An 18,497-nucleotide genomic window follows, 5' to 3' on the forward strand; every position below is an offset into this window, starting at 1 on the left:
GGTCGGCTCTCGCTTTCTCGCAGGGGGCCAGCGATAGGTGATCGGCTGTCGATGGCATGTCTACCAACGCGGGTCGACGAGCGGGATAGTCAATATGACCGGCAGATAGCCGGTTTGCGGGTCATACTGCACATGGTGTGGGTGCAGGAGATCCGGTACCGATGAGGTACGAATCGAAAGAACGCAGGGTGTTCAGATGACGGCTTCACCGACCAACAACGACCGCATGACGGTGCACGGCCTGCTCGACGAGTCCCTCATGTCGGGCGCTCGCGTGGTAGCCGGAGCGGACCGGCTCGACGTGGAGCTGAACTGGGTGCTGCCACTCAACGAGGTGTTGTCGCAGCCCGACCGACTCGAGGCGGTCGCGGTCTACGCCCGCCCCGAGGCGTTGGTCGGCCACAGCGGTGCCATGTCCGCGCTGGTCGCCCGCGGCGCCGCGACCCTCCTGGTGGATGGTGTGTTGCCACTGAGTTTCTCCCGATCCGTGCTGCCGCCTGCGCTCGTCGTCATCGAGATGGGCGTCCCGGTGGGTTTTGGGGCGCTCAATCGCCTGCTCGCGGAGCGGGCCCTCAACCAGGAAGTGCACGTGATGCGTTACTCGACGCACGTGCATGACTTGCTCGCGGGGCTTTTCCATCGCGGCGCGGGACTGCGGATCCTGATCCAGGAGGTGTCGAACCTGGCGCACAATCCGGCGGTCGCGCTTGACTCGCGCGGCCACCTGGTGGCCCACCACGGCCTGGCCGCCGATGCCGTTGCGCCGCTGGCGGAGTCGGTGGGCGAGATGCTCGCCGCCGACCTGCCTGCCGCGGCGCGGCGAATCGACGGCCATGACACCCGGGTACAGACCGTCACGGGGCCGCACGACAGCGTCTGGACGTGTGTGGCCAGCGCGATTCGGCTCGGCAAGTCGTTCGAGGGGTGGGTGGTGATCCTGGTGCCCGACGCCCACCCGGGTAGCCATGACCTCGCGTGTCACGTCGTCCTCACCGAACAGGCCACCGCCATTGTCGGCTCGGAGATGCTGCGCCAACGCAGCGTGGATGAGGCCGAGGAGCGCGCCCGCGGCGACTTCGTTCAAGCCCTCGTGCACGGGAGCTTCTCCAGCGAACATGACATGCGCGCAAGGGCCGAGCATCACGATATCGACCTCGACTCCCGGTTCGGGGTGTTCGTCGCTCCCGGTGTGCTGCCGCACGGGACGGACAGCCCGACCGCGAGCATGGTGCGTCTTGCCCGGTACGCGGCCGGCGTCGCACCGCACCGATCGGTGCACGCCTACGTGACAGTTATCGGTGACGTCCTCGTCGTCGTGCGGACGCTGCGCAGCGAACAAGACGATGCGATGCGTGAGGAGATGGACGAGTATGCGTGCGCCATGTCATCAGAACTCGAGCGGCGCCGCGGTATGCGGGCACCGGTGTCCTACGGTCGCCCGGCGCGCGGTGCCGGAGAGGTCCGCGAGAGCTACCGGGAAGCACGTGTCGCCCTCGGCATTGCCCGCCGCCTGCACCGCACCGGCGCAACGTCGTATCAAGAGCTGCGCAGCTTCACCGTTCTGGCGCAGATCGCCGATTCGGAGCACAGCCGCCAGCTGGTGAGAGAAGTGCTGGGGCCGTTGAGGTCCGGACCTGATCTACTCGACACACTCATCGCCTACCTCGCCGAGGGCGGCAACGTGAACGCGACCGCTCGAGTGCTCAACGTGCACCGCAACACCATGCTTGCGAAGCTGGACCGGATCTCGCGCGCACTCGGGATGGACATTCGTGTCTCGGAGAACCAGTTCACGGCGTGGCTGGCAATTCGCCTCGGACTACTCGACGAAGTGCAGTCTGCGGTCGATCGTGAGGCCAGCTTCCGCTGATCAGGTCGGTTGCGGGTCCGGTCCGACGAATGACCCGGCCAGGCCCAGAGCGACGACAACCGCTGATGCGGCGAACACCGCCGGATATGTCGACACCTCGAGCGCCACCGCCACCCACGCCGCCCCCATCGCAGAACCGGTGAACCTGACCAGGTTGTACAGGCCAAGACCGGTGCCATCGGCCCCCGCGGGCGAACGGGTCGCGCCGGTGGCCGCGGGTGTCTGCACCAGTGCGATCCCCGTACCGGTCACGACGAGGAGGGTGATCAGCACGGCGGGCACGAGTCGTTCCTGGGCCACCCCGACCGTCAGCGCGATCTGCGCGATCAGCAGGACCACCAGGCCGGTCCGCAGGACCCGTCTCGGACGCAGCCGGTCGAGCCAACGTCCCACCAGGGGTCCGAGCAGCACCATCGTGGCCGGTACCGCGAACAACACCACGCCCGCCATCGACGTGGACGAGCCCCTGCCGACGAGGTAGAGCGGGATCGCCAACAAAGTTGCACCCAGGCAGAACATCTGGGCGAAGCCGGCCAGGGTGCTGCGCGCGAACCGTGACTCCGCGACGAGGCGGATCCGCACGAAGGGATGCTCCACCCGTGCGCAATGCCAGGCGAACCAGGCCAGCGCCGCAAACGCGGCCGCCACCATTCCGCCGACAGCCCAGACCGGGATGTCGGGCCGCGGGATCAGCGCCAGCCCCAGCACCAGCATCGCCGTTCCCACAGTCAGCGCGGCAGCACCGGCGACGTCGAAGGGCATCCGGGCGCCGGGATAGGACGGGATGTAGCGCAGAGCCCCGACGAATCCGGCCAGCGCCACCGGAACCAGTGGTACGAATACCCAACGCCATCCCCAGGTGTCGGCGACCAGCCCACCCATCGTCGGCCCGATCGCCTGGCCGAAACCGTTCACCGATGCCCACGCTCCCATCGCACGGCCGCGGCCCTCGGTTGAGAACATCCAACTGATCAGACCCATCACTGCCGGTCCGAACGCGGCCGCCGCAACGCCCCCCAACGTGCGCCACCCGATCAACAGGGGCAATGACGGTGCTGTCGCGGCACCGATCGCACACACCGCGGTGCCGAGCAGCGCCGCGCAGTAGATGCGTCGTCGGCCGAACCGGTCGCCGACCCAGCCGGCCAGCGGCATGGTCGCCGCCATCGCCAGCAGAAAGCCGACCACCACGAACACGCCGCTGCCCAGCGGGGCGTCGAACTCGTCGAGTATCGCGCCGAGTGGGACGTTGACGACGTTGTTGCTCACCGTCCCGACCAGTGTCCCCGCGAGCAGCGCGGCAAGGCCCAGCGGCGTGCCCGTGTCCGGATCCACCACGGGCGGATTCGTCTCAGCTGAGGAGCGTACCTCGGTCATTGTTGTCGGAATGCCGCCTGTTCGCCTCGAAACATGTTGTGAGCCTAGCTATCACACCCACTGTCGCATGTCGGGGTGCCCATTTGGAGTGGGGCGACAGGCGAAGGTGCACAGCTGCGAGGGGACGAGTTGGGCGAATATGCACAGCCGCCGGGAATCGCCGCGCCGCCCGTGCTCGCGGCGCGATGATCGTTACACCGTCGAAACGCCACGACACATCACCGACAAGATCGGAGCTTATGCACAGGGGAAAGCCCTCGGGGCTGTGCACTCTTGTCGTTGACCAGGACCGTGACCACGCCGACGATTCCAGCATCAAACTGCACAGCCCCCAGCAGTTAACGAAGGGTCCCCTCAATGGACACGCATATCACCGTGGCGCACTGGATCTATCTAGCCGGCATCGTCGTCATTCTCATCACGATGGCGGTACGTAAGAACATCGTCGTGCCCGCAGTCACCGGGACGATGCTGACCGCATGGGCGTTCTCCGGCAGCATCGTCACGGGCCTGTCGTCGATCTTCAACGCCAGCCTGGTCGCGGCGAAGGAGCTGTTCAACATCTTCCTGATCATCGCGTTGGTGACCGCGATGCTCGGCGCGCTGCGACAGATGGGCGCAGACAAGCTCATGGTCACACCGTTTCGTCGTGTTATGCGCACCGGAACCAGCAGTTTCATCGTGTTGGCGGTCGTCACGTACGTGATCTCGTTGTTCTTCTGGCCGACGCCCGCCGTACCGCTGGTGGGCGCCGTGCTCATTCCGGTCGCCATCCGGGCCGGCCTGTCGCCCCTGTCGGTCGGCATGGTGATCGCCATCGCAGGGCAGGGTATGGCCCTGTCGGCGGACTACATCATCAAGGTCGCCCCCGGTATCTCCGCCAAGGCCGCAGGCGTCGACCCGGACGCCGTCGCGGACAAGGCACTGGTCCTCTCGCTGATCGTCGGCGTGACGGCGCTGATCATCACCTTCGTGATGCAGCGACGCACCTGGCGCACGCCGTCGGCGGACCTGCTCGTCGCCTGGGAGAACGAGGCCGACCGTCTGGGGATCGAACCGATCGACGAGTCGCCTCGGCGCACGGATGGAGATCAGGACACCGGCGGTGCAGCGGATGCGCCCACCCCTCGGCCCCCCGTTCCGGTCGCCGACGGCCCGACGGCAACCGAACCCGTCATTCGCACGGCGACGGCGGTGCTGACCGCTCCGGATGTGGATCAAGGGCTGCCGCCAAAGGTGTTGCCTTCGAAGATCTTTGCAATACTCGTGCCGCTGGTCTACCTCGGCTTCATCGTCTACCTGCTGCTCGGCAAGTTCACGACAGCCGTCCCGCCGCTCAAGGGCGGCGACGCCGCAGCGATCGTCGGGGGCCTCGCCGCCATCATCCTGTTCGCCGCCTCCGCCACCAACGACAAGCGCAACTTCCTGGAAACCTCCTCTCGGCACGTGGTCGACGGTTTGGTGTTCGCGTTCAAGGCGATGGGCATCGTGCTGCCGATCGCGGGATTCTTCTTCATCGGAAACGGCGACTTCTCCGGTGCGATCCTCGGTATGCCAGAGGGTGTTCCGGGGCCGGCCATCCTCTTCGACCTCATCAACGCCGCGCAGTCACACCTGTCCCCGAACCCGTTCGTCACCTCGTTCGGCATCCTGCTCGTCGGCCTCATCGCCGGTCTCGAGGGCTCCGGCTTCAGCGGCCTGCCGCTGACCGGTTCGCTTGCGGGCGCGCTCGGTCCGGCCGTCGGCATGGATCCGAGCACACTGGCGGCCATCGGGCAGATGGGCAATATCTGGTCCGGCGGCGGCACCCTCGTCGCGTGGTCGTCGCTGATCGCGGTGGCCGGTTTCGCCCGAGTTCCGGTCCTCACCCTCGCGCGGAAGTGCTTCCTTCCCGTCATGGCCGGACTGGTGCTATGCACCCTGTTCGCCATCCTGGTGTTCTGAACTCCGCTGATGCGACAACCTGATCGGCCGCAGTTGGCCCTAGCCTCCATGATCGCTCTGACCTTCGTCACCGGCGTCGTCGACGCGGTCGGATTCCTCGGACTCGACCGCGTGTTCACCGGCAACATGACGGGCAACATCGTCATCCTCGGCATGGGCGTCGCAGGCGCCGATGAACTGCCCGTACTGGGCCCCGCCGTGGCCCTGGCCGGATTCACCGCCGGCGCCTTCGCCGCAGGATGGGTGCTACGAGATCGCCCCGCCGGATCGCCTGCGTCCACCTGGGACCTGCGCGTCACCGTCCTGCTGAGCGTGGGCGCGGCGGTCCTGCTCGCATTGACCGTCGTCGCCGCCGTCATGGAGAACTTCGGCACGCACATGCAGGTGGTCATCGCCACTGCCATCGCCGCGGTGATGGGTCAGCAAGCCATGGTCGCACGCAAGCTGGCGGTGAAGGACATGACCACTGTCGTGGTGACCTCCACATTGACGAGCCTGGCCGGTGAGACCTGGGTGCGCGGGACGTCGGGCGCCATCGTCAACCGCAGGTTCAGCGCGATCCTCGTCATCTTCCTCGGCGCGCTGGCCGGGGCGGCGCTGCTGCAGATCCACATGGCCATCCCGCTGGGCGTTGCCGCCGCGGGCACCGTGGTCGTGGTGATCACCGGGCACCTTCTGTTGCGCGAAAAGCGAGTCAGAAGACCCGATTTCGCTGAGACGAACCGCTCCTAGCGGATGTCGAGCAGTGCCGGCTCTCGCAGGTGATGTGCGGTTCGAGCCTGGTAGGCGGCAGCGAGATTGAGCACCGTCGACACGTCTCGACCCGCGATCTGCACACCGATGGGCAGACCGTCGGGGGTCATGCCGCACGGCACCGTGACAGCGGCCAGGCCGCACCAGCTGAACGGTCCGCACAGCCGCATCAGGGTCCCGACAATGGGGGCGCGACCCTCGTCATCGGGACGGTGCACACAGTCGTCCACCAGGGGTGCGGCTATCGGGGTCGTCGGAAGGACAAGGACATCGACGTCGGCCATGCCTGCGCGTAGGCGCCGTTCGAGGACCTCGAGTTCGCGCACGGCGTCCGCTCGCGCCTCCGGGGTGATGCGCTCGGCGTTCGCGAAATAGCTCGCCAGCTCCTCGCCGTATCGGTCGAGACGCTGTGGATACCATCCCGCGTTGCGGTGCACGTCGAGAAAGTCCGCCAACACGTAGACGGCGCGCGGGGCGCTCCACGCAGGAAATGGCGGCACATCGGCGGTCACGACGTCGGCTCCGGCGGCCGCCAGCACGTGCACGGCCTCCTCCACAGCGTCCCCGACCTCGTCGTCCAGCTCGCCGAGCGCTGCGCGCGCGACGGTGCCGACGCGCACGCCCATGGCCGAGCCAGGGATGGGACACGGTGTGCCGGACAAGATTTCGAACATCAGCGCGAGGTCCAGTGCGTCTCTCGCGATCGGACCGCAGGTGTCGAGGCGGGGCGAGAAGGGGAGAATGCCGCCCACCGGTATATCCCGTGGAAGGGAGCGCAGCCCCGAGACACCGCACAGTGCGGCAGGCACGCGTATCGACCCCCCAGTATCGCTGCCCAGCGCGGCTAGGCACTGCCCGGAGGCAACCGCCACCGCTGATCCGCCGCTCGAACCCCCGGGGATCCGCTGTGGATCCCAGGGATTGCGGGTCGGGGGAGTCGTGACCCCGTGCGCGAACTCATGGGTGTTGACCTTGCCGACGATCAGGGCGCCGGCCGCCCGGAGGCGCTCGACGGCCGGCGCGTCGGCGCGTGCAGCATTTGATTCGGTGGCGGCGGATCCACCGCGGGTCGGCAGGCCGCGCACGTCGATGACATCCTTGACCGCGATCGGAACGCCATGCAGCGGACCGCGGACTCGGCCCGCGTCGGCCTCCCTCGTCAGTTCGATGGCGTCGTCGCGCACACCGTCCTCGTTGATCGCGACGAAGGCCCGCAGCAGCGGATCGACCTCCCGTATCCGTTCAAGTGACCGCTCGAGCAGCGTCAGGGGCGTCAGTTTCCTGTCGCGGACCTGTTGCGCCGCAACATGAACGGTCATGGGCATCGAGCCTGTGGAGCTACTCGACGGAGAAGTGCACATTCTTCACCTCGGTGAACTGTTCGACACCTTCGATTCCGCGGGTGCGCCCGAGGCCGGAAGCCTTGAATCCCCCACTCGGCATCTCTGGATAGGACTTGTTGTAGCCATTGACCCAGACGGTGCCGGCGTCGATTGCACCCGCCACCCGCCACGCGCGGTTGACGTCGGACGTCCACACCGCTCCGACCAGACCGAACGATGTTGCGTTGGCGGCCGATACCGCCTGGTCCTCATCATCGAACGGTTCGATCGTGACGACCGGACCGAAGACGTCATCCTGGACGATCGGGGAGTCCAGGTCGACGTCTGTGACGACGGCCGGGGAGATGAAGCCGCCCGGCAGGCCCGCCGGGTGCAGTTCCCTGCCCCCGGTCAGGACGGTGGCGGTCCTGCGGGCGTCATCGAGGACTCCGGCGACCCGTCGGGCATGCGCCGGGGAGATCAGCGGCCCGATGTCGGTCTCGTCGGATCGGGGATCTCCGACCCGCAATCGGGCTGTCCCCTCGACGATTCGCTCCACCACCTGGCGGTGGACCGCCTTGTCGACCAGCACTCGCGTGCAGGCCATACACATCTGGCCTGCGGTGATAAACGCCGCCGACAGGATGGCGTCGCACGCCCTGTCCACGTCACTGTCACGAAACACGACGGCGACACCTTTGCCGCCGAGTTCGAGCAGTGGGCGAGTCAGGTCCGCAGCTGCCGCCGCCATGATGTGCCGACCGACCTCAGACGAGCCCGTGAACGAGACGGCGCGAATGAGCGGGTGGCGCACCAGGGCGTCGCCGACGACGCGATCGCCGATGACGACCTGGACCGCGTCCTCGGGCACTCCCGCGTCGTGGCCGAGCGCCACGACGCGTGCGGTCACTGACGCGGTCTGCGGGGACGGTTTGACCACGGCTGTCACACCCGCTGCCAGCCCGGGCGAAAGGTCCCGCAGCAGCAACAGAACGGGCCAGTTCCACGGCACGATGAACGCCGACGGCCCCACCGGCTGACGGACGAGGTGCAGGATGTTCCCGTCGGCGAGCGTGCCGGCCCGCCCCCCGATGAACCGGCACAGGCCGGCGTTGTACTGCAGCGCCTCAGCGGCGCCGGCCACCTCCGCGCGCGCCTCTCGCACCGGCTTTCCCGTTTGCGCCACCAGGGCGCCGACGAGTTCGTCGGTGTGGGCCAAGAGATTCTGCGCCCACAGCGCCATCACCTTGGCCCGGTGTCGGTGGTCCCGAGCCCAGTCCCGAAGGCCTGCATGCGCTGCCGTAACCACCCGATCGAGTTCATTCGGGGTGGTCGCGGCGATAGCCCCGAGCGGGGCGAGCGACGTGGGGTCGATCGGCGTCGCGTCCTCGTCGGAACCCCAGGTGACTGGCCGGGATACCGGTGGCGCCGTGCTCGTCACGCGAACACCTGACCGCCGTCGACCAAGATCGTCTGACCCGTGACAAAACCGCTGGTCTGGCTCGCGAGCCACAGCACGGCGCCCACCAGGTCGCTCGGAGTCATCTCACGGGCCAGTGCGCGGGTCTGGGCGGAGCGGGCGGCGTAGCCGTCCGGGTTTATCGCCTCGGTGGCCGAGTCCGAGACCAGCCCCGGGGCAACGCCATTGACCCGGATGTTGTGAGCGCCCAGCTCGCGCGCGGCGGCGCGGGTGAGCCCGTCGACCGCGGCCTTGGACGCAACGTAGTGCGCGAAGCCGGGCACACCGGCTCTGGCGACAGTGGAGCTGATGTTGACCACTCGGCCACCCCCGCGCTCGATAAACAGTGGCGTGACGGCCTTGATGGCCTGCCAGCTGCCCCGGACGTTGACCCGGAGCGTGGTGTCCCAGTCGTCGTTGCTCAGCTCGCGTAGCGACCGCTTCGGTCCCAGCGACCGATAGATGGCCGCATTGTTGATCAGCGCGTCGAGGCCGCCGAATCGTTCGACGGCGAGGACCGCGGCCGCCGCGAGGTCGTCATCGGACGTGACGTCGACCGTGGTGAAAACTGCCTTGCCCGGGCCGAGTTCGGTGGCGCGGTCGGCGAGTTCCTGTCCTGCTTCGGCGGTCTGCGCAACGTCGGTGGCGATGACGTCGGCCCCCGCAGAGACGAGGGCGCAGACATACTCGGCGCCGATGTCACCGGTGGCACCGGTGACCATAACGGCGTCACCAGTGAGGTCGATGGATGGTCTGGAGGACACGTTGATTCCTTTCACATGCGTTGTTATTTCTCACTCAAATGCGTTGTCATGGCGTCACGTTCAATCCGGTGAACTCACCAGATGAGCGCCGCCAGAGCCACACTCAGGATCAGGCCGGACACGACGGGCACGAACAACCGGCGGGCAAGCGTCGTCACGGGTATGCCGGTGAAGCCGGCGACGGCGACGAGCGAGGACCAGATGATGAGCGTTCCGCCACCGGTCCATCCGGCCGCGTTCTGCGCTATGGCCGCCAGGGTGGCGGCGTCCGCGCCGGACGAGTGGGCGAGCGCGTCAGCCAGTCCTCCGGTGAACGGAAGGCCGGCCCAGCCCGAGCCATCCAGACCGATGAGCATGCCGGCGATCAGCATGGCGAACATCACCAGCACCGGATTGTCGGGGATGAAACGCTCACCGCTGCCGATGATGTCGAAGAGGAACGCGGGTGGTTCGACGTCCTCGGGGAGCAGCATGATGCGGCCGGCGAAGTCCGAGATGCCGATGAGCACGAAGCCGGCGACCGGGATGACGACACCCATGGCGCGGAAGGCGACCACCAGTCCGTCGACGAAGTGTTGCCCGGTCCGGTCCAGACGGTCGGTACCTCCGGTGGTGAGGCTGACGACGAGTGTGAGGAGCAGGGCGAGGCCCCCGACGAGGGCGGCGCCGCTGCCGCTCTCCACCGGCGGTACCCAGTCGGTGAGCCTGCCGAGCAATATGAACGCGACCAGCGCACCGAAGACAATCGGAACCAGTATGGCGAACAACTTGGCCCGCATCCCGTCGGTGGGCACGACATCGTCCGAGAGGTCGACCGATGCGTCGGGTAGCGCGTCTACGTCGTCGGCCGATCCGTTTGTGGACGGAGGCGGGGCGATGACCTGCTCCCTCTTGGTCAACAACGCCCGGCCGACGGCGGTGGACACGCGATCGCCCAACGTGGCTGTAGCGGCGCCGCCAGCGGTTGCCTCAGCGTCCTGGCGGTTGGCTCGTCGCGTCGCGGTCAGCACTCGTTCCGTCGACCGAGCGCGGACGTGCAACACGTACGTCATCGTGATGGCGACCGCGCCCACCACCCAGCTGAGGATCAGCGCCCGGTCGGCGATGAGGCCGGCCGAGACACCCGCTCCGCTGGCCGACAGGCTCGGAGCCACGCCGATCACGTAGTCGGAGGCCAGTGCCATGCCCTGCCCGGCGATCGCCATCGCCATGGCGGCGGCCAGTGGCGAGAGACCCGTGCGGATGGCGGCAGGCAGCAGTATCGCGGCGATGAGACCAAGGGCTGGAGTCGGCCAGAAGACCATCGACAGCAGGTACGTGACGCCGAATAGGACGAAGTAGGACAGCGTGCCGTTCTTCATCAGTCGTGCAATGGGATTGATCATCCGCTGCTCTGCGCCGACCCTCTTCATCGCGCCGAGCATGGCCGTGACCGCGGTCAGAACCAGGAAGATGTTCAAGAGTTCCGTCGTGGCGACCGCGGCTGCACTGAACACGCTGCCGACGCCCTTCAGGAGGTCACCGGTGTACACCCACGTCGTCAGAAACGTCGCGATAATGGCGGGGACCACCACACTCTTTCGCGCGACCATGAAACCGATCAGCGACAGGATTCCGACGATGTAGACGCCGTGCGCTGCGGTCAGGTGCATGTTGCCCTCCGGGTTGGTTTCGGCGCCGCCACATCAGTGGATGACTGGTCAGGGTTGGAACAGTCGATGACGTGCCCTGCGGGCTTCAGGAGGGCACCGTGATCGAGATCACGGTGTAGACGTTAAGGGTCGCTGGGGGGCCAGACAAAGGTCACTTTGTCCAGCAGGGTGCAAACTGGCCGTGCACTCTGCACCTGGTGTTCACGGCTCGGTCAGGTATGACCGGCGTCGAAGTGTCAGCGGAATCGGACCTCTGGGGACCGCATTCGGCCACAACGAAGGGCCGCAGGGCGTTTCGCCACTACGGCCCGTTCGCCTCAGCCGACTCGGGCTGAGCCGGATTCAGTCCACCGCTAGCCCGGTTTGTGTGCGGTGAGCAGGAACGCGGGTAACTTCATGCGTCCCTTGTCATCACGGTCGTGCTTCGGCAGCGGCAAGTCGACGCCTGGCGGCGCAGCCATGATGTTGGCGTGGATGAACGCGGGCCGGACGTCGGCCACCGCCCAGTACTTACCCACGGCGTCACGCAACTCGGTCTCGTCCACCTCGTTGGGCTTGGCGTCCCATTCGTCGGGGAACGCACCCTTGGCGAACACCAGGATGTAGTACACGGCACCCGGCGCGGCGGCCCGCAGCACCGACTGCTGGTACCCGTCGCGGCCCTCGACGGGCAGCGAGTGGAACAGCGTCGAGTCGATGATCGTGTTGAACCGGCCGTCGAAACCGGTGAATGCGGTGATATCGCCCTGGACGAAGGTGGCGTTGGGCAGGTTGCGCTCCGCGGCGGCCTGCGTCGCCGCGGCGATCGCCGTCGGCGACAGATCGATGCCGACCACGGTGTAACCGTCAGCGGCCAGCGTCAGCGCCAGTTCGGCGTGCCCGCAGCCCGCGTCCAGCACGTCACCGGTGACCTTGCCATCGCGGATGAGTGCCGCCAGCTCAGGCTGTGGCTCGCCGATGTTCCACGGTGGTGGTCCCTCGAAATCGCCCTCCCCGCGGTAGGCGCCGTCCCAGTCCAGTACCTCAGGATTCATTGAGTCACTCATGAATTCCAACCTACGCGGGGCCGTCCCAGGTGTGCACGGGCTCGTTGCTGTGCATGCGCTGGCAGTAGAGTCGCAGCATCTCGGCCAGCGCCTGGGGCCTGGTCAGGCCTCGCTCCTGCAGCGCGTGCACCGTCTGCACCTGCCAGACCGCACCGTTGCGGCCCGTCCTCGCCCGCCCCTCGATGACGCCGAGAAATCGCTCACGCACCTCGGTGGCGACACCCCGTCGGCGGAGGCCCTCGTGGGCCATCGGCAGCAGTTCGCGCAGGACTAGTTCATCGGCCGCGACACGTCCCAGACCGGGCCAGTACAGCTGCGCGTCCATACCGTGTCGCGCCGCGGAGCGGAAGTTCTGTTCGGCGGCAGCGAAACTCAGCTTCGTCCAGACGGGGCGGTCGTCGTCGGCCATCGTCCGCAGCGCCCCGTAGTAGAAGGCGGCGTTCGCGATGGTGTCCACGACGGTGGGGCCGGCGGGCAGGACGCGGTTCTCCACCCGAAGGTGGGGCCGGCCGTCCACCACGTCATAGACGGGACGGTTCCACCGGTAGATGGTGCCGTTGTGTAGACGAAGCTCCGGCAGCGTCGGCGTCCGCCCCGCCGCGAGTTCGGCCACCGGGTCCTCGTCGGAGAGTTCGGGAAGCAGTGACGGGAAGTACCGCACGTTCTCCTCGAACAGGTCGAATATCGAGGTGATCCAGCGTTCCCCGAACCACACCCGCGGCCGCACGCCCTGCGTGCGCAGTTCGTCGGGACGAGTGTCGGTGGCCTGGGCGAAAAGTTCGATGCGCGTCTCCGCCCACAGCTCGTGGCCGAAGAAGTAGGGGGAGTTGGCGCCAAGGCACAGCTGCGGCCCCGCCAGCACCTGAGCGGCGTTCCAGTTGTGGGCGAAGTCGGCGGGGGAGACCTGCTGGTGCAACTGCACGCTGGTGCACGCGGATTCGGGCGCGATGGATGCTGCCTGCACACTGAGCCGTTCCGGACCGGAGATGTCGATGACCATGTCCTCGCCGCGCGCGGTGAAGATCGAGTCGTTGAGCGCCCGGTAGCGAGTCGACTCGCTCATCCAGTCGCCCGACAGATGCTCGGGCATGAGGGTGGGCAGGATGCCGATCATCACGATGTGTGCGCCGTCGGTGTTGGCCCTCTCCTCTGCGGCGTTGAGGCTGGCGCGTATCTCGAGCTCGAGGCCAAGGGCGGCGTCCCCCGGCAGCGGCCGCGGTGGGACGTTGAATTCGATGTTGTAGGCGCCCAATTCGGTCTGGAAGGCGGGGTTGGCTATCGAGGCCAGCACCTCGGAGTTGCTCATCGCCGGCTGGTATTGGCCGTCGACCAGGTTGCACTCGATCTCCATACCGGTCAGCGGCCGTTCGAAGTCGAAGCTGGACTGGCGCAACATCGTCTCGAAGACGTCCAGGCTCAGGGCTACCTTGCGCCGGTACTGCTGCCGTTGCGCTCGACTGAACTCGGTCTGACTGACCTCATCGCCCACGACACGAGCCTAGTGGCGGGTGGCCACCACCACCTGAGGACTCGTCAACCCACCGCGCAGATCGACGTCGATGGCCGGGTCGGCATGTGCGGCCAGCGCCCGCAGCGCCGATGGGCTGTAGCAGCGCAGTGAGCTGATGACCCCGTCGTGGACGAACGGCACGAACGGGGCGAACGGCAACATCACGGCGAGTTGCACCAGGTGCAGCGGTGCCGGAAGCCGGGGCAGGTCGATGATCAGCAGCTTCTTGGCCGCGCGCGTGCCCTCGGCGAAGACCCTGGCCGCGGCGGCTGGCGGCAGATGATGGAACGACAGCGCGAACACCGCGAGATCGAAGTGGCCGTCGGGGGCGTCGATCGAGGTGGCGTCCATCGCTGCGACGGTGGCGCGCGGATGGTCCCCGAGTTCACCGGCGGCGATCGCGGCGACCGAGTTCGGCTCGAGGTCCGTCACCGTCAGGTGCGCGGTCGGGTGCATCTCCAGCAGCTTCGCCGAGAGGCCACCGTGACCCGAGCCCAGTTCGAGGATTCGCGGATCGGGGACCTCGGCGACCTCCTCCAGCGCGATGGCGGCGAACCGCTCGTGGTTGCCGAACCACTCGCCGGTGCGTTCCAGCGCGCGCACCACACTGCGCTTGCGCGCCTCGTCGGCGGGGTTTCCGTCGGAGTCGCGATCCAGGTACTCGTCGCGGTCGGTCTGCAGCATGCGGTCCAGGCACGAGGCATCCGGCCCGCCGCGGGGCATGCGGGTTATGTCCTTGAAGTCGGATGGTGGCGAGGCCATGTAGACCATGATGGACGACTACACAGCCCCCAGCCACGAGGAGTGACCGTTGGCCGACTTCGTTGCCGCCATCGACCAGGGCACCACCAGCACCCGGTGCATGGTCTTCGATCACAATGGCGCCGAGGTGGGGCGTCATCAGCTCGAACACGAGCAGATCCTGCCGCGGGCGGGATGGGTCGAGCACAACCCGGTGGAGATCTGGGAACGCACCTCATCGGTGGTGATGTCCGCGCTCAACACCACCGGCCTGTCGGCCAGTGACCTCGCCGCGCTCGGCATCACCAACCAGCGCGAGACCGCACTGGTGTGGAACAAGCGGACCGGAAGGCCCTACTACAACGCCATCGTGTGGCAGGACACCCGAACCGACCGGATCGCATCGGCACTGGACCGTGACGGCCGCGGTGACATCATCCGGCAGAAGGCCGGACTGCCTCCCGCGACGTACTTCTCGGGCGGCAAGGTGCAGTGGATCCTCGAGAACGTCGACGGTGTGCGCGCCGACGCCGAGCGGGGTGACGCGCTCTTCGGCACGCCCGACACGTGGGTGCTGTGGAATCTGACGGGCGGCCCGCGCGGCGGCGTACACGTCACCGATGTCACCAACGCCAGCCGGACGATGCTGATGAACCTCGAGACGCTGGACTGGGACGATGAGCTGTTGTCGTTCTTCGGTATTCCGCGCCAGATGCTGCCCGAGATCAAGCCGTCATCGCATCCGGAGTCCTACGGCACCACCCTTGCGCACGGTCCCGTCGGCGGCGAGGTGCCGCTGACCGGAATCCTCGGCGACCAGCAGGCCGCGATGGTGGGCCAGGTGTGCCTGAGTGCGGGCGAGGCCAAGAACACCTACGGCACCGGCAACTTCCTGCTACTCAACACCGGCGAGAAGATCGTGCGGTCCTCCAATGGCCTGCTCACCACCGTGTGCTATCAGTTCGGGGACGCGAAACCCGTTTACGCACTTGAGGGTTCGATAGCCGTCACCGGGTCGGCCATACAGTGGCTGCGCGATCAGCTGGGCATCATCAGCGGTGCCGCGCAGAGCGAGTCACTGGCCCGCCAGGTCCCCGACAACGGTGGCGTCTACTTCGTGCCCGCGTTCTCTGGGCTGTTCGCACCGTACTGGCGCTCGGATGCCCGCGGCGCGATCGTCGGATTGTCGCGGTTCAACACCAACGCACACGTGGCGCGCGCGACATTGGAGGCGATCTGCTACCAGAGCCGCGACGTCGTCGATGCCATGGAGGCCGATTCCGGTGTGCACCTTGAGGTTCTGAAGGTCGACGGTGGCATCACCGCCAACCGTCTGTGCATGCAGATTCAGGCCGATGTGCTGGGCGTTGACGTGGTCAAACCCGTCGTCGCGGAGACCACCGCGCTGGGTGCGGCCTACGCCGCCGGATTGGCGGTCGGCTTCTGGGAGGGCCCGGATGACCTGCGAGCCAACTGGCAGGAGGACCAACGCTGGACGTCGACGTGGAGCGACGATCAGCGCGCCACCGGTTACGCGGGTTGGCAGAAGGCGGTGCAGCGCACGCTGGACTGGGTCGACGTTCAGTGATTTCGGCGCGTTTTGGAGCGCTCAGCGCTCCATTTCGCGCCGAAATCGCTAGGGAGCGAAGTCAGCGGGGAGTTCGATATCCGCGACGGCCATGTTCTCCTCGAGGTGCGCCACCGATGACGTGCCGGGGATCAGCAGCACGTTGGGCGCCACCGACAGTGTCCACGCCAGCGCGATCTGGGCAGGCGTGCGCCCCAGCTCGGCGGCGGCCTTCTGCACCGCGGCATTGCCCAGGACTGGATTCTCGGCGAAGAAGCCCGAACCGAGGGGGAAGAACGGCACGAACGCGATGCCGTGTTCGGTGCACAGGTCGAGTACCGGCTGTGAACTGCGATCGACCAGGTTGTACGCGTTCTGCACGGTGACGATCTCCGTGCGATCGAGCGCGATCTGAAGGTGCTCGACGGAGACGCTGCTCAGCCCGATGCCCCCGATGAGGCCCGCGTCGCGCGCGGTGATCATGGCGCTCAGCTGACGGTCGAACAGTTCGCGGTCGACCTCGGCGACGGCGCTGGGATCCCCTGAGTGAACGCGCAGGTTGACCGCGGCCAGCTGGTCCACGCCGAGTTCGCGGAGGTTCACCTCGATGTCGGCGCGCAGTTCGTCGGGTTGTTGCGCGGCGTTCCAGTTGCCGGCGTCGTCGCGGCGGGCCCCGACCTTGCTGACCAGGGCGAGGTCGGCGGGATACGGGTGCAGCGCCTGGCGAATGAGCTCGTTGGCCACGTCTGGGCCGTAGAACTGAGCGGTGTCGATGTGGTCGACCCCGAGTTCGACGGCACGTCTCAGCACGGCGAGCGCCTGATCGCGGTCGCGTGGCGGCCCGAAGACTCCGGGGCCGGGCAGCTGCATGGCCCCGAAGCCGATGCGCTTGACGGTGAACGGGCCCAGCGGGAATGTCGTCATGAGTAATACCTACGCGACTTCGGCGCGGTTTCATCCGCTTGAGGGAAACGAAACCGCGCCGAAATCACGAATCAGTCGGACTCGCCCAGGATCTGGTAGATCTCCCGGCGGGCGTTGTTGACGATGTCGACGACCCGCTGCTGCTGATCAGCGGATGCGGCGTGCGCTGACTGCGCGACCGCTCCCATCAGCTGTCCGATGGCGCTGTGCAGGTTGACCGCACCCGGGTCGGCGCTCTCGGTGATCGCGTCCCACGGGGCCGTCTCGATCTTCTCGGCGGCGGCCCGGCCCTCCTCGGTCAGTTCGAAGAGCTTCTTGCTTCCGCCGGCCTCGGTGGCGACGAGCAGACCCTCGTCGACGAGCAGCTGCAGCGTCGGGTAGACCGAGCCGGGGCTGGGCTTCCACATCTGCCGACTGCGCTCGTTGATCTCCTGGATCATCTCGTAGCCGTGCATCGGCCGGTCGAGGAGCAGCGTGAGGATCGCGGCGCGGACGTCACCTCGGCGGCTGCGTCCACCGCCGCGCGGCCCGCCGCGCCTGCCGCCGCGGCCAGGTCCGAAGCCGAACTCGAGGAAGGGGCCGAGGCCGCCACCGGGGACGAATGGCCCGAAGCCGGGTCCGAATCCGCCGTCGCCGCGGTGATCGCGGACGTGGTCACGGAAGTCCTGGCGCGCCTGCCTGCGGCTTTCGTGAAATGCGCGCCGGTCCTCGGGGCTGAACGCGCGGCCGAAGCCGAAGCCGGGACGTTGTCCTCCGAACGGGCCCCGTCCTTCAAACGGGCTCCGTCCTTCAAACGGGCTCCGTCCTTCAAACGAGTTCTCTGGGGGTGTGAATGGGTTGTTCATGAGTGGTTCTCCTTCGGCGGGAAACGCCGAATGCGTTTCCGATACGTTGACGATATATCGGAAACTATCGCGATGCAACGACTAATTTGACTTCACTTCTTCGCTCGCTCGTCGATGCCCGCCACGACCCACCGCGCCCAGTCGGCTTCGAGCCGGGCTCGGCGCAGGCCGAACTCGAGCGCGGTCCCGCCGTAGAAGTCCGCGTCGGTGTCGTCCCATTTGATCGAATCACGCAGTTGTTCAAGGGATTTAATGTCGTCATCAGCGCGCTGGGCCACCGTGAGCATGTACTCACGGGCGTCGGCGGCCGGGATCTCGCTGAGCAGGAAGACGCGCAGCAGCGCGGCGCTTCGAACCGGCGGATCGTCCTGCGGTGAGGTGATCCAACGGACTAGTTCCTCCCGGCCGGTGTCGGTGGCGCGGTACTCCTTGCGGCCCCGCGGCCCGATGGCGGACACCTCGATCAGGCCGGCGTCGGCCAGCTTGTTCAGTTCGCCATAGAGCTGACTCTGGGTCGCGGGCCACACGTTCGCCATCGACTTCTCGAAGCGTTTGAGCAGGTCATAACCACTTCCCGGGGCTTGGACCAGCATGCCGAGTGCTGCGATGCGAAGGCTCACCTCCGAAGAGTACGACTCGACATTTCAGTTGTGACATGTCGACGCGGGGCGACCCGTGTCGCGAGGGTCCGCGATCACGTTTCACTATTGACATGTCACAAGT

General features: G+C 67.1%; 15 protein-coding genes. 4 read left to right on the plus strand and 11 right to left on the minus strand.

The window, feature by feature from the left end:
- Positions 1 to 196 precede the first annotated feature (196 nt).
- The gene (locus ABIA65_RS06060) at positions 197 to 1,870 is read left to right on the plus strand and encodes a PucR family transcriptional regulator (protein ID WP_241402713.1); all 1,674 of its coding nucleotides are present in this window, start codon (positions 197 to 199) and stop codon (positions 1,868 to 1,870) included.
- Here the strand turns inward: ABIA65_RS06060 and ABIA65_RS06065 are convergent, their stop codons facing one another.
- Positions 1,871 to 3,247: an MFS transporter gene (locus ABIA65_RS06065; protein ID WP_354522948.1), complete on the minus strand. Its 1,377-nt coding sequence runs from the start codon at positions 3,245 to 3,247 to the stop codon at positions 1,871 to 1,873.
- A 357-nt stretch (positions 3,248 to 3,604) separates the two neighbouring features.
- Here ABIA65_RS06065 and ABIA65_RS06070 point away from each other — a divergent pair, with 357 nt between their 5' ends.
- Together ABIA65_RS06070 and ABIA65_RS06075 are read left to right on the plus strand one after the other, a co-directional pair.
- Positions 3,605 to 5,191 (plus strand): hypothetical protein, encoded by a 1,587-nt coding sequence (locus tag ABIA65_RS06070; protein WP_354522949.1) that lies wholly within the window; start codon positions 3,605 to 3,607, stop codon positions 5,189 to 5,191.
- Between the two features lie 9 nt (positions 5,192 to 5,200).
- Positions 5,201 to 5,923 carry a YoaK family protein gene (locus tag ABIA65_RS06075; RefSeq protein ID WP_354522950.1) on the plus strand — a complete coding sequence of 241 codons (723 nt, stop codon included), beginning with the start codon at positions 5,201 to 5,203 and terminating at the stop codon, positions 5,921 to 5,923.
- On the opposite strand, the gene ABIA65_RS06080 is transcribed toward ABIA65_RS06075, so the two are convergent.
- From ABIA65_RS06080 to ABIA65_RS06110, 7 genes are all read right to left on the minus strand, one after another.
- Positions 5,920 to 7,263 carry an amidase gene (locus ABIA65_RS06080; RefSeq protein WP_354522951.1) on the minus strand — a complete coding sequence of 448 codons (1,344 nt, stop codon included), beginning with the start codon at positions 7,261 to 7,263 and terminating at the stop codon, positions 5,920 to 5,922. The two genes, ABIA65_RS06075 and ABIA65_RS06080, sit on opposite strands and share 4 nt — an antisense overlap.
- A 19-nt stretch (positions 7,264 to 7,282) precedes the next feature.
- Entirely contained in the window at positions 7,283 to 8,707 is a 1,425-nt protein-coding gene (locus tag ABIA65_RS06085; RefSeq protein ID WP_354522952.1) for an aldehyde dehydrogenase family protein, read from the minus strand.
- Positions 8,704 to 9,489 (minus strand): SDR family NAD(P)-dependent oxidoreductase, encoded by a 786-nt coding sequence (locus tag ABIA65_RS06090; protein ID WP_354522953.1) that lies wholly within the window; start codon positions 9,487 to 9,489, stop codon positions 8,704 to 8,706. The genes ABIA65_RS06085 and ABIA65_RS06090 overlap by 4 nt, the downstream gene beginning before the upstream one ends.
- A gap of 74 nt (positions 9,490 to 9,563) precedes the next feature.
- Positions 9,564 to 11,141, minus strand: a complete 1,578-nt coding sequence (locus tag ABIA65_RS06095) for a permease (protein WP_354522954.1) — start codon at positions 11,139 to 11,141, stop codon at positions 9,564 to 9,566.
- A 353-nt stretch (positions 11,142 to 11,494) separates the two neighbouring features.
- Entirely contained in the window at positions 11,495 to 12,187 is a 693-nt protein-coding gene (locus ABIA65_RS06100) for a class I SAM-dependent methyltransferase (protein ID WP_241402721.1), read from the minus strand.
- A 10-nt stretch (positions 12,188 to 12,197) separates the two neighbouring features.
- Complete coding sequence (locus ABIA65_RS06105) at positions 12,198 to 13,676, minus strand: glutamate-cysteine ligase family protein (RefSeq protein WP_241402722.1); 1,479 nt, start codon at positions 13,674 to 13,676, stop codon at positions 12,198 to 12,200.
- Between the two features lie 9 nt (positions 13,677 to 13,685).
- Positions 13,686 to 14,468, minus strand: a complete 783-nt coding sequence (locus tag ABIA65_RS06110; RefSeq protein ID WP_241402723.1) for a class I SAM-dependent methyltransferase — start codon at positions 14,466 to 14,468, stop codon at positions 13,686 to 13,688.
- Between the two features lie 40 nt (positions 14,469 to 14,508).
- Between ABIA65_RS06110 and glpK the strand changes: the two genes are divergently transcribed.
- Positions 14,509 to 16,026 (plus strand): glycerol kinase GlpK, encoded by a 1,518-nt coding sequence (glpK, locus tag ABIA65_RS06115; RefSeq protein ID WP_354522955.1) that lies wholly within the window; start codon positions 14,509 to 14,511, stop codon positions 16,024 to 16,026.
- Between the two features lie 48 nt (positions 16,027 to 16,074).
- On the opposite strand, the gene ABIA65_RS06120 is transcribed toward glpK, so the two are convergent.
- From ABIA65_RS06120 to ABIA65_RS06130, 3 genes are all read right to left on the minus strand, one after another.
- Complete coding sequence (locus ABIA65_RS06120) at positions 16,075 to 16,929, minus strand: oxidoreductase (protein ID WP_241402725.1); 855 nt, start codon at positions 16,927 to 16,929, stop codon at positions 16,075 to 16,077.
- A 71-nt stretch (positions 16,930 to 17,000) separates the two neighbouring features.
- On the minus strand, positions 17,001 to 17,774 hold the full coding sequence (locus ABIA65_RS06125) for a PadR family transcriptional regulator (protein ID WP_354522956.1): 774 nt from the start codon (positions 17,772 to 17,774) through the stop codon (positions 17,001 to 17,003).
- A 92-nt stretch (positions 17,775 to 17,866) separates the two neighbouring features.
- On the minus strand, positions 17,867 to 18,394 hold the full coding sequence (locus ABIA65_RS06130) for a PadR family transcriptional regulator (protein ID WP_354522957.1): 528 nt from the start codon (positions 18,392 to 18,394) through the stop codon (positions 17,867 to 17,869).
- Between the last annotated feature and the right edge of the window lie 103 nt (positions 18,395 to 18,497).

Source organism: Mycolicibacterium sp. 624 (assembly GCF_040548615.1).
In the GTDB taxonomy this organism is placed as follows: domain Bacteria; phylum Actinomycetota; class Actinomycetes; order Mycobacteriales; family Mycobacteriaceae; genus Mycobacterium.

What these genes read in the sequence shown, in the direction of transcription:
- ABIA65_RS06060 (WP_241402713.1), top strand. Translation starts at nt 197, where the DNA reads ATGACGGCTTCACCGACCAACAACGACCGCATGACGGTGCACGGCCTG.
- ABIA65_RS06065 (WP_354522948.1), bottom strand. Translation starts at nt 3,247, where the DNA reads ATGACCGAGGTACGCTCCTCAGCTGAGACGAATCCGCCCGTGGTGGAT.
- ABIA65_RS06070 (WP_354522949.1), top strand. Translation starts at nt 3,605, where the DNA reads ATGGACACGCATATCACCGTGGCGCACTGGATCTATCTAGCCGGCATC.
- ABIA65_RS06075 (WP_354522950.1), top strand. Translation starts at nt 5,201, where the DNA reads ATGCGACAACCTGATCGGCCGCAGTTGGCCCTAGCCTCCATGATCGCT.
- ABIA65_RS06080 (WP_354522951.1), bottom strand. Translation starts at nt 7,263, where the DNA reads ATGACCGTTCATGTTGCGGCGCAACAGGTCCGCGACAGGAAACTGACG.
- ABIA65_RS06095 (WP_354522954.1), bottom strand. Translation starts at nt 11,141, where the DNA reads ATGCACCTGACCGCAGCGCACGGCGTCTACATCGTCGGAATCCTGTCG.
- ABIA65_RS06100 (WP_241402721.1), bottom strand. Translation starts at nt 12,187, where the DNA reads ATGAGTGACTCAATGAATCCTGAGGTACTGGACTGGGACGGCGCCTAC.
- ABIA65_RS06110 (WP_241402723.1), bottom strand. Translation starts at nt 14,468, where the DNA reads ATGGTCTACATGGCCTCGCCACCATCCGACTTCAAGGACATAACCCGC.
- ABIA65_RS06120 (WP_241402725.1), bottom strand. Translation starts at nt 16,929, where the DNA reads ATGACGACATTCCCGCTGGGCCCGTTCACCGTCAAGCGCATCGGCTTC.
- ABIA65_RS06125 (WP_354522956.1), bottom strand. Translation starts at nt 17,774, where the DNA reads ATGAACAACCCATTCACACCCCCAGAGAACTCGTTTGAAGGACGGAGC.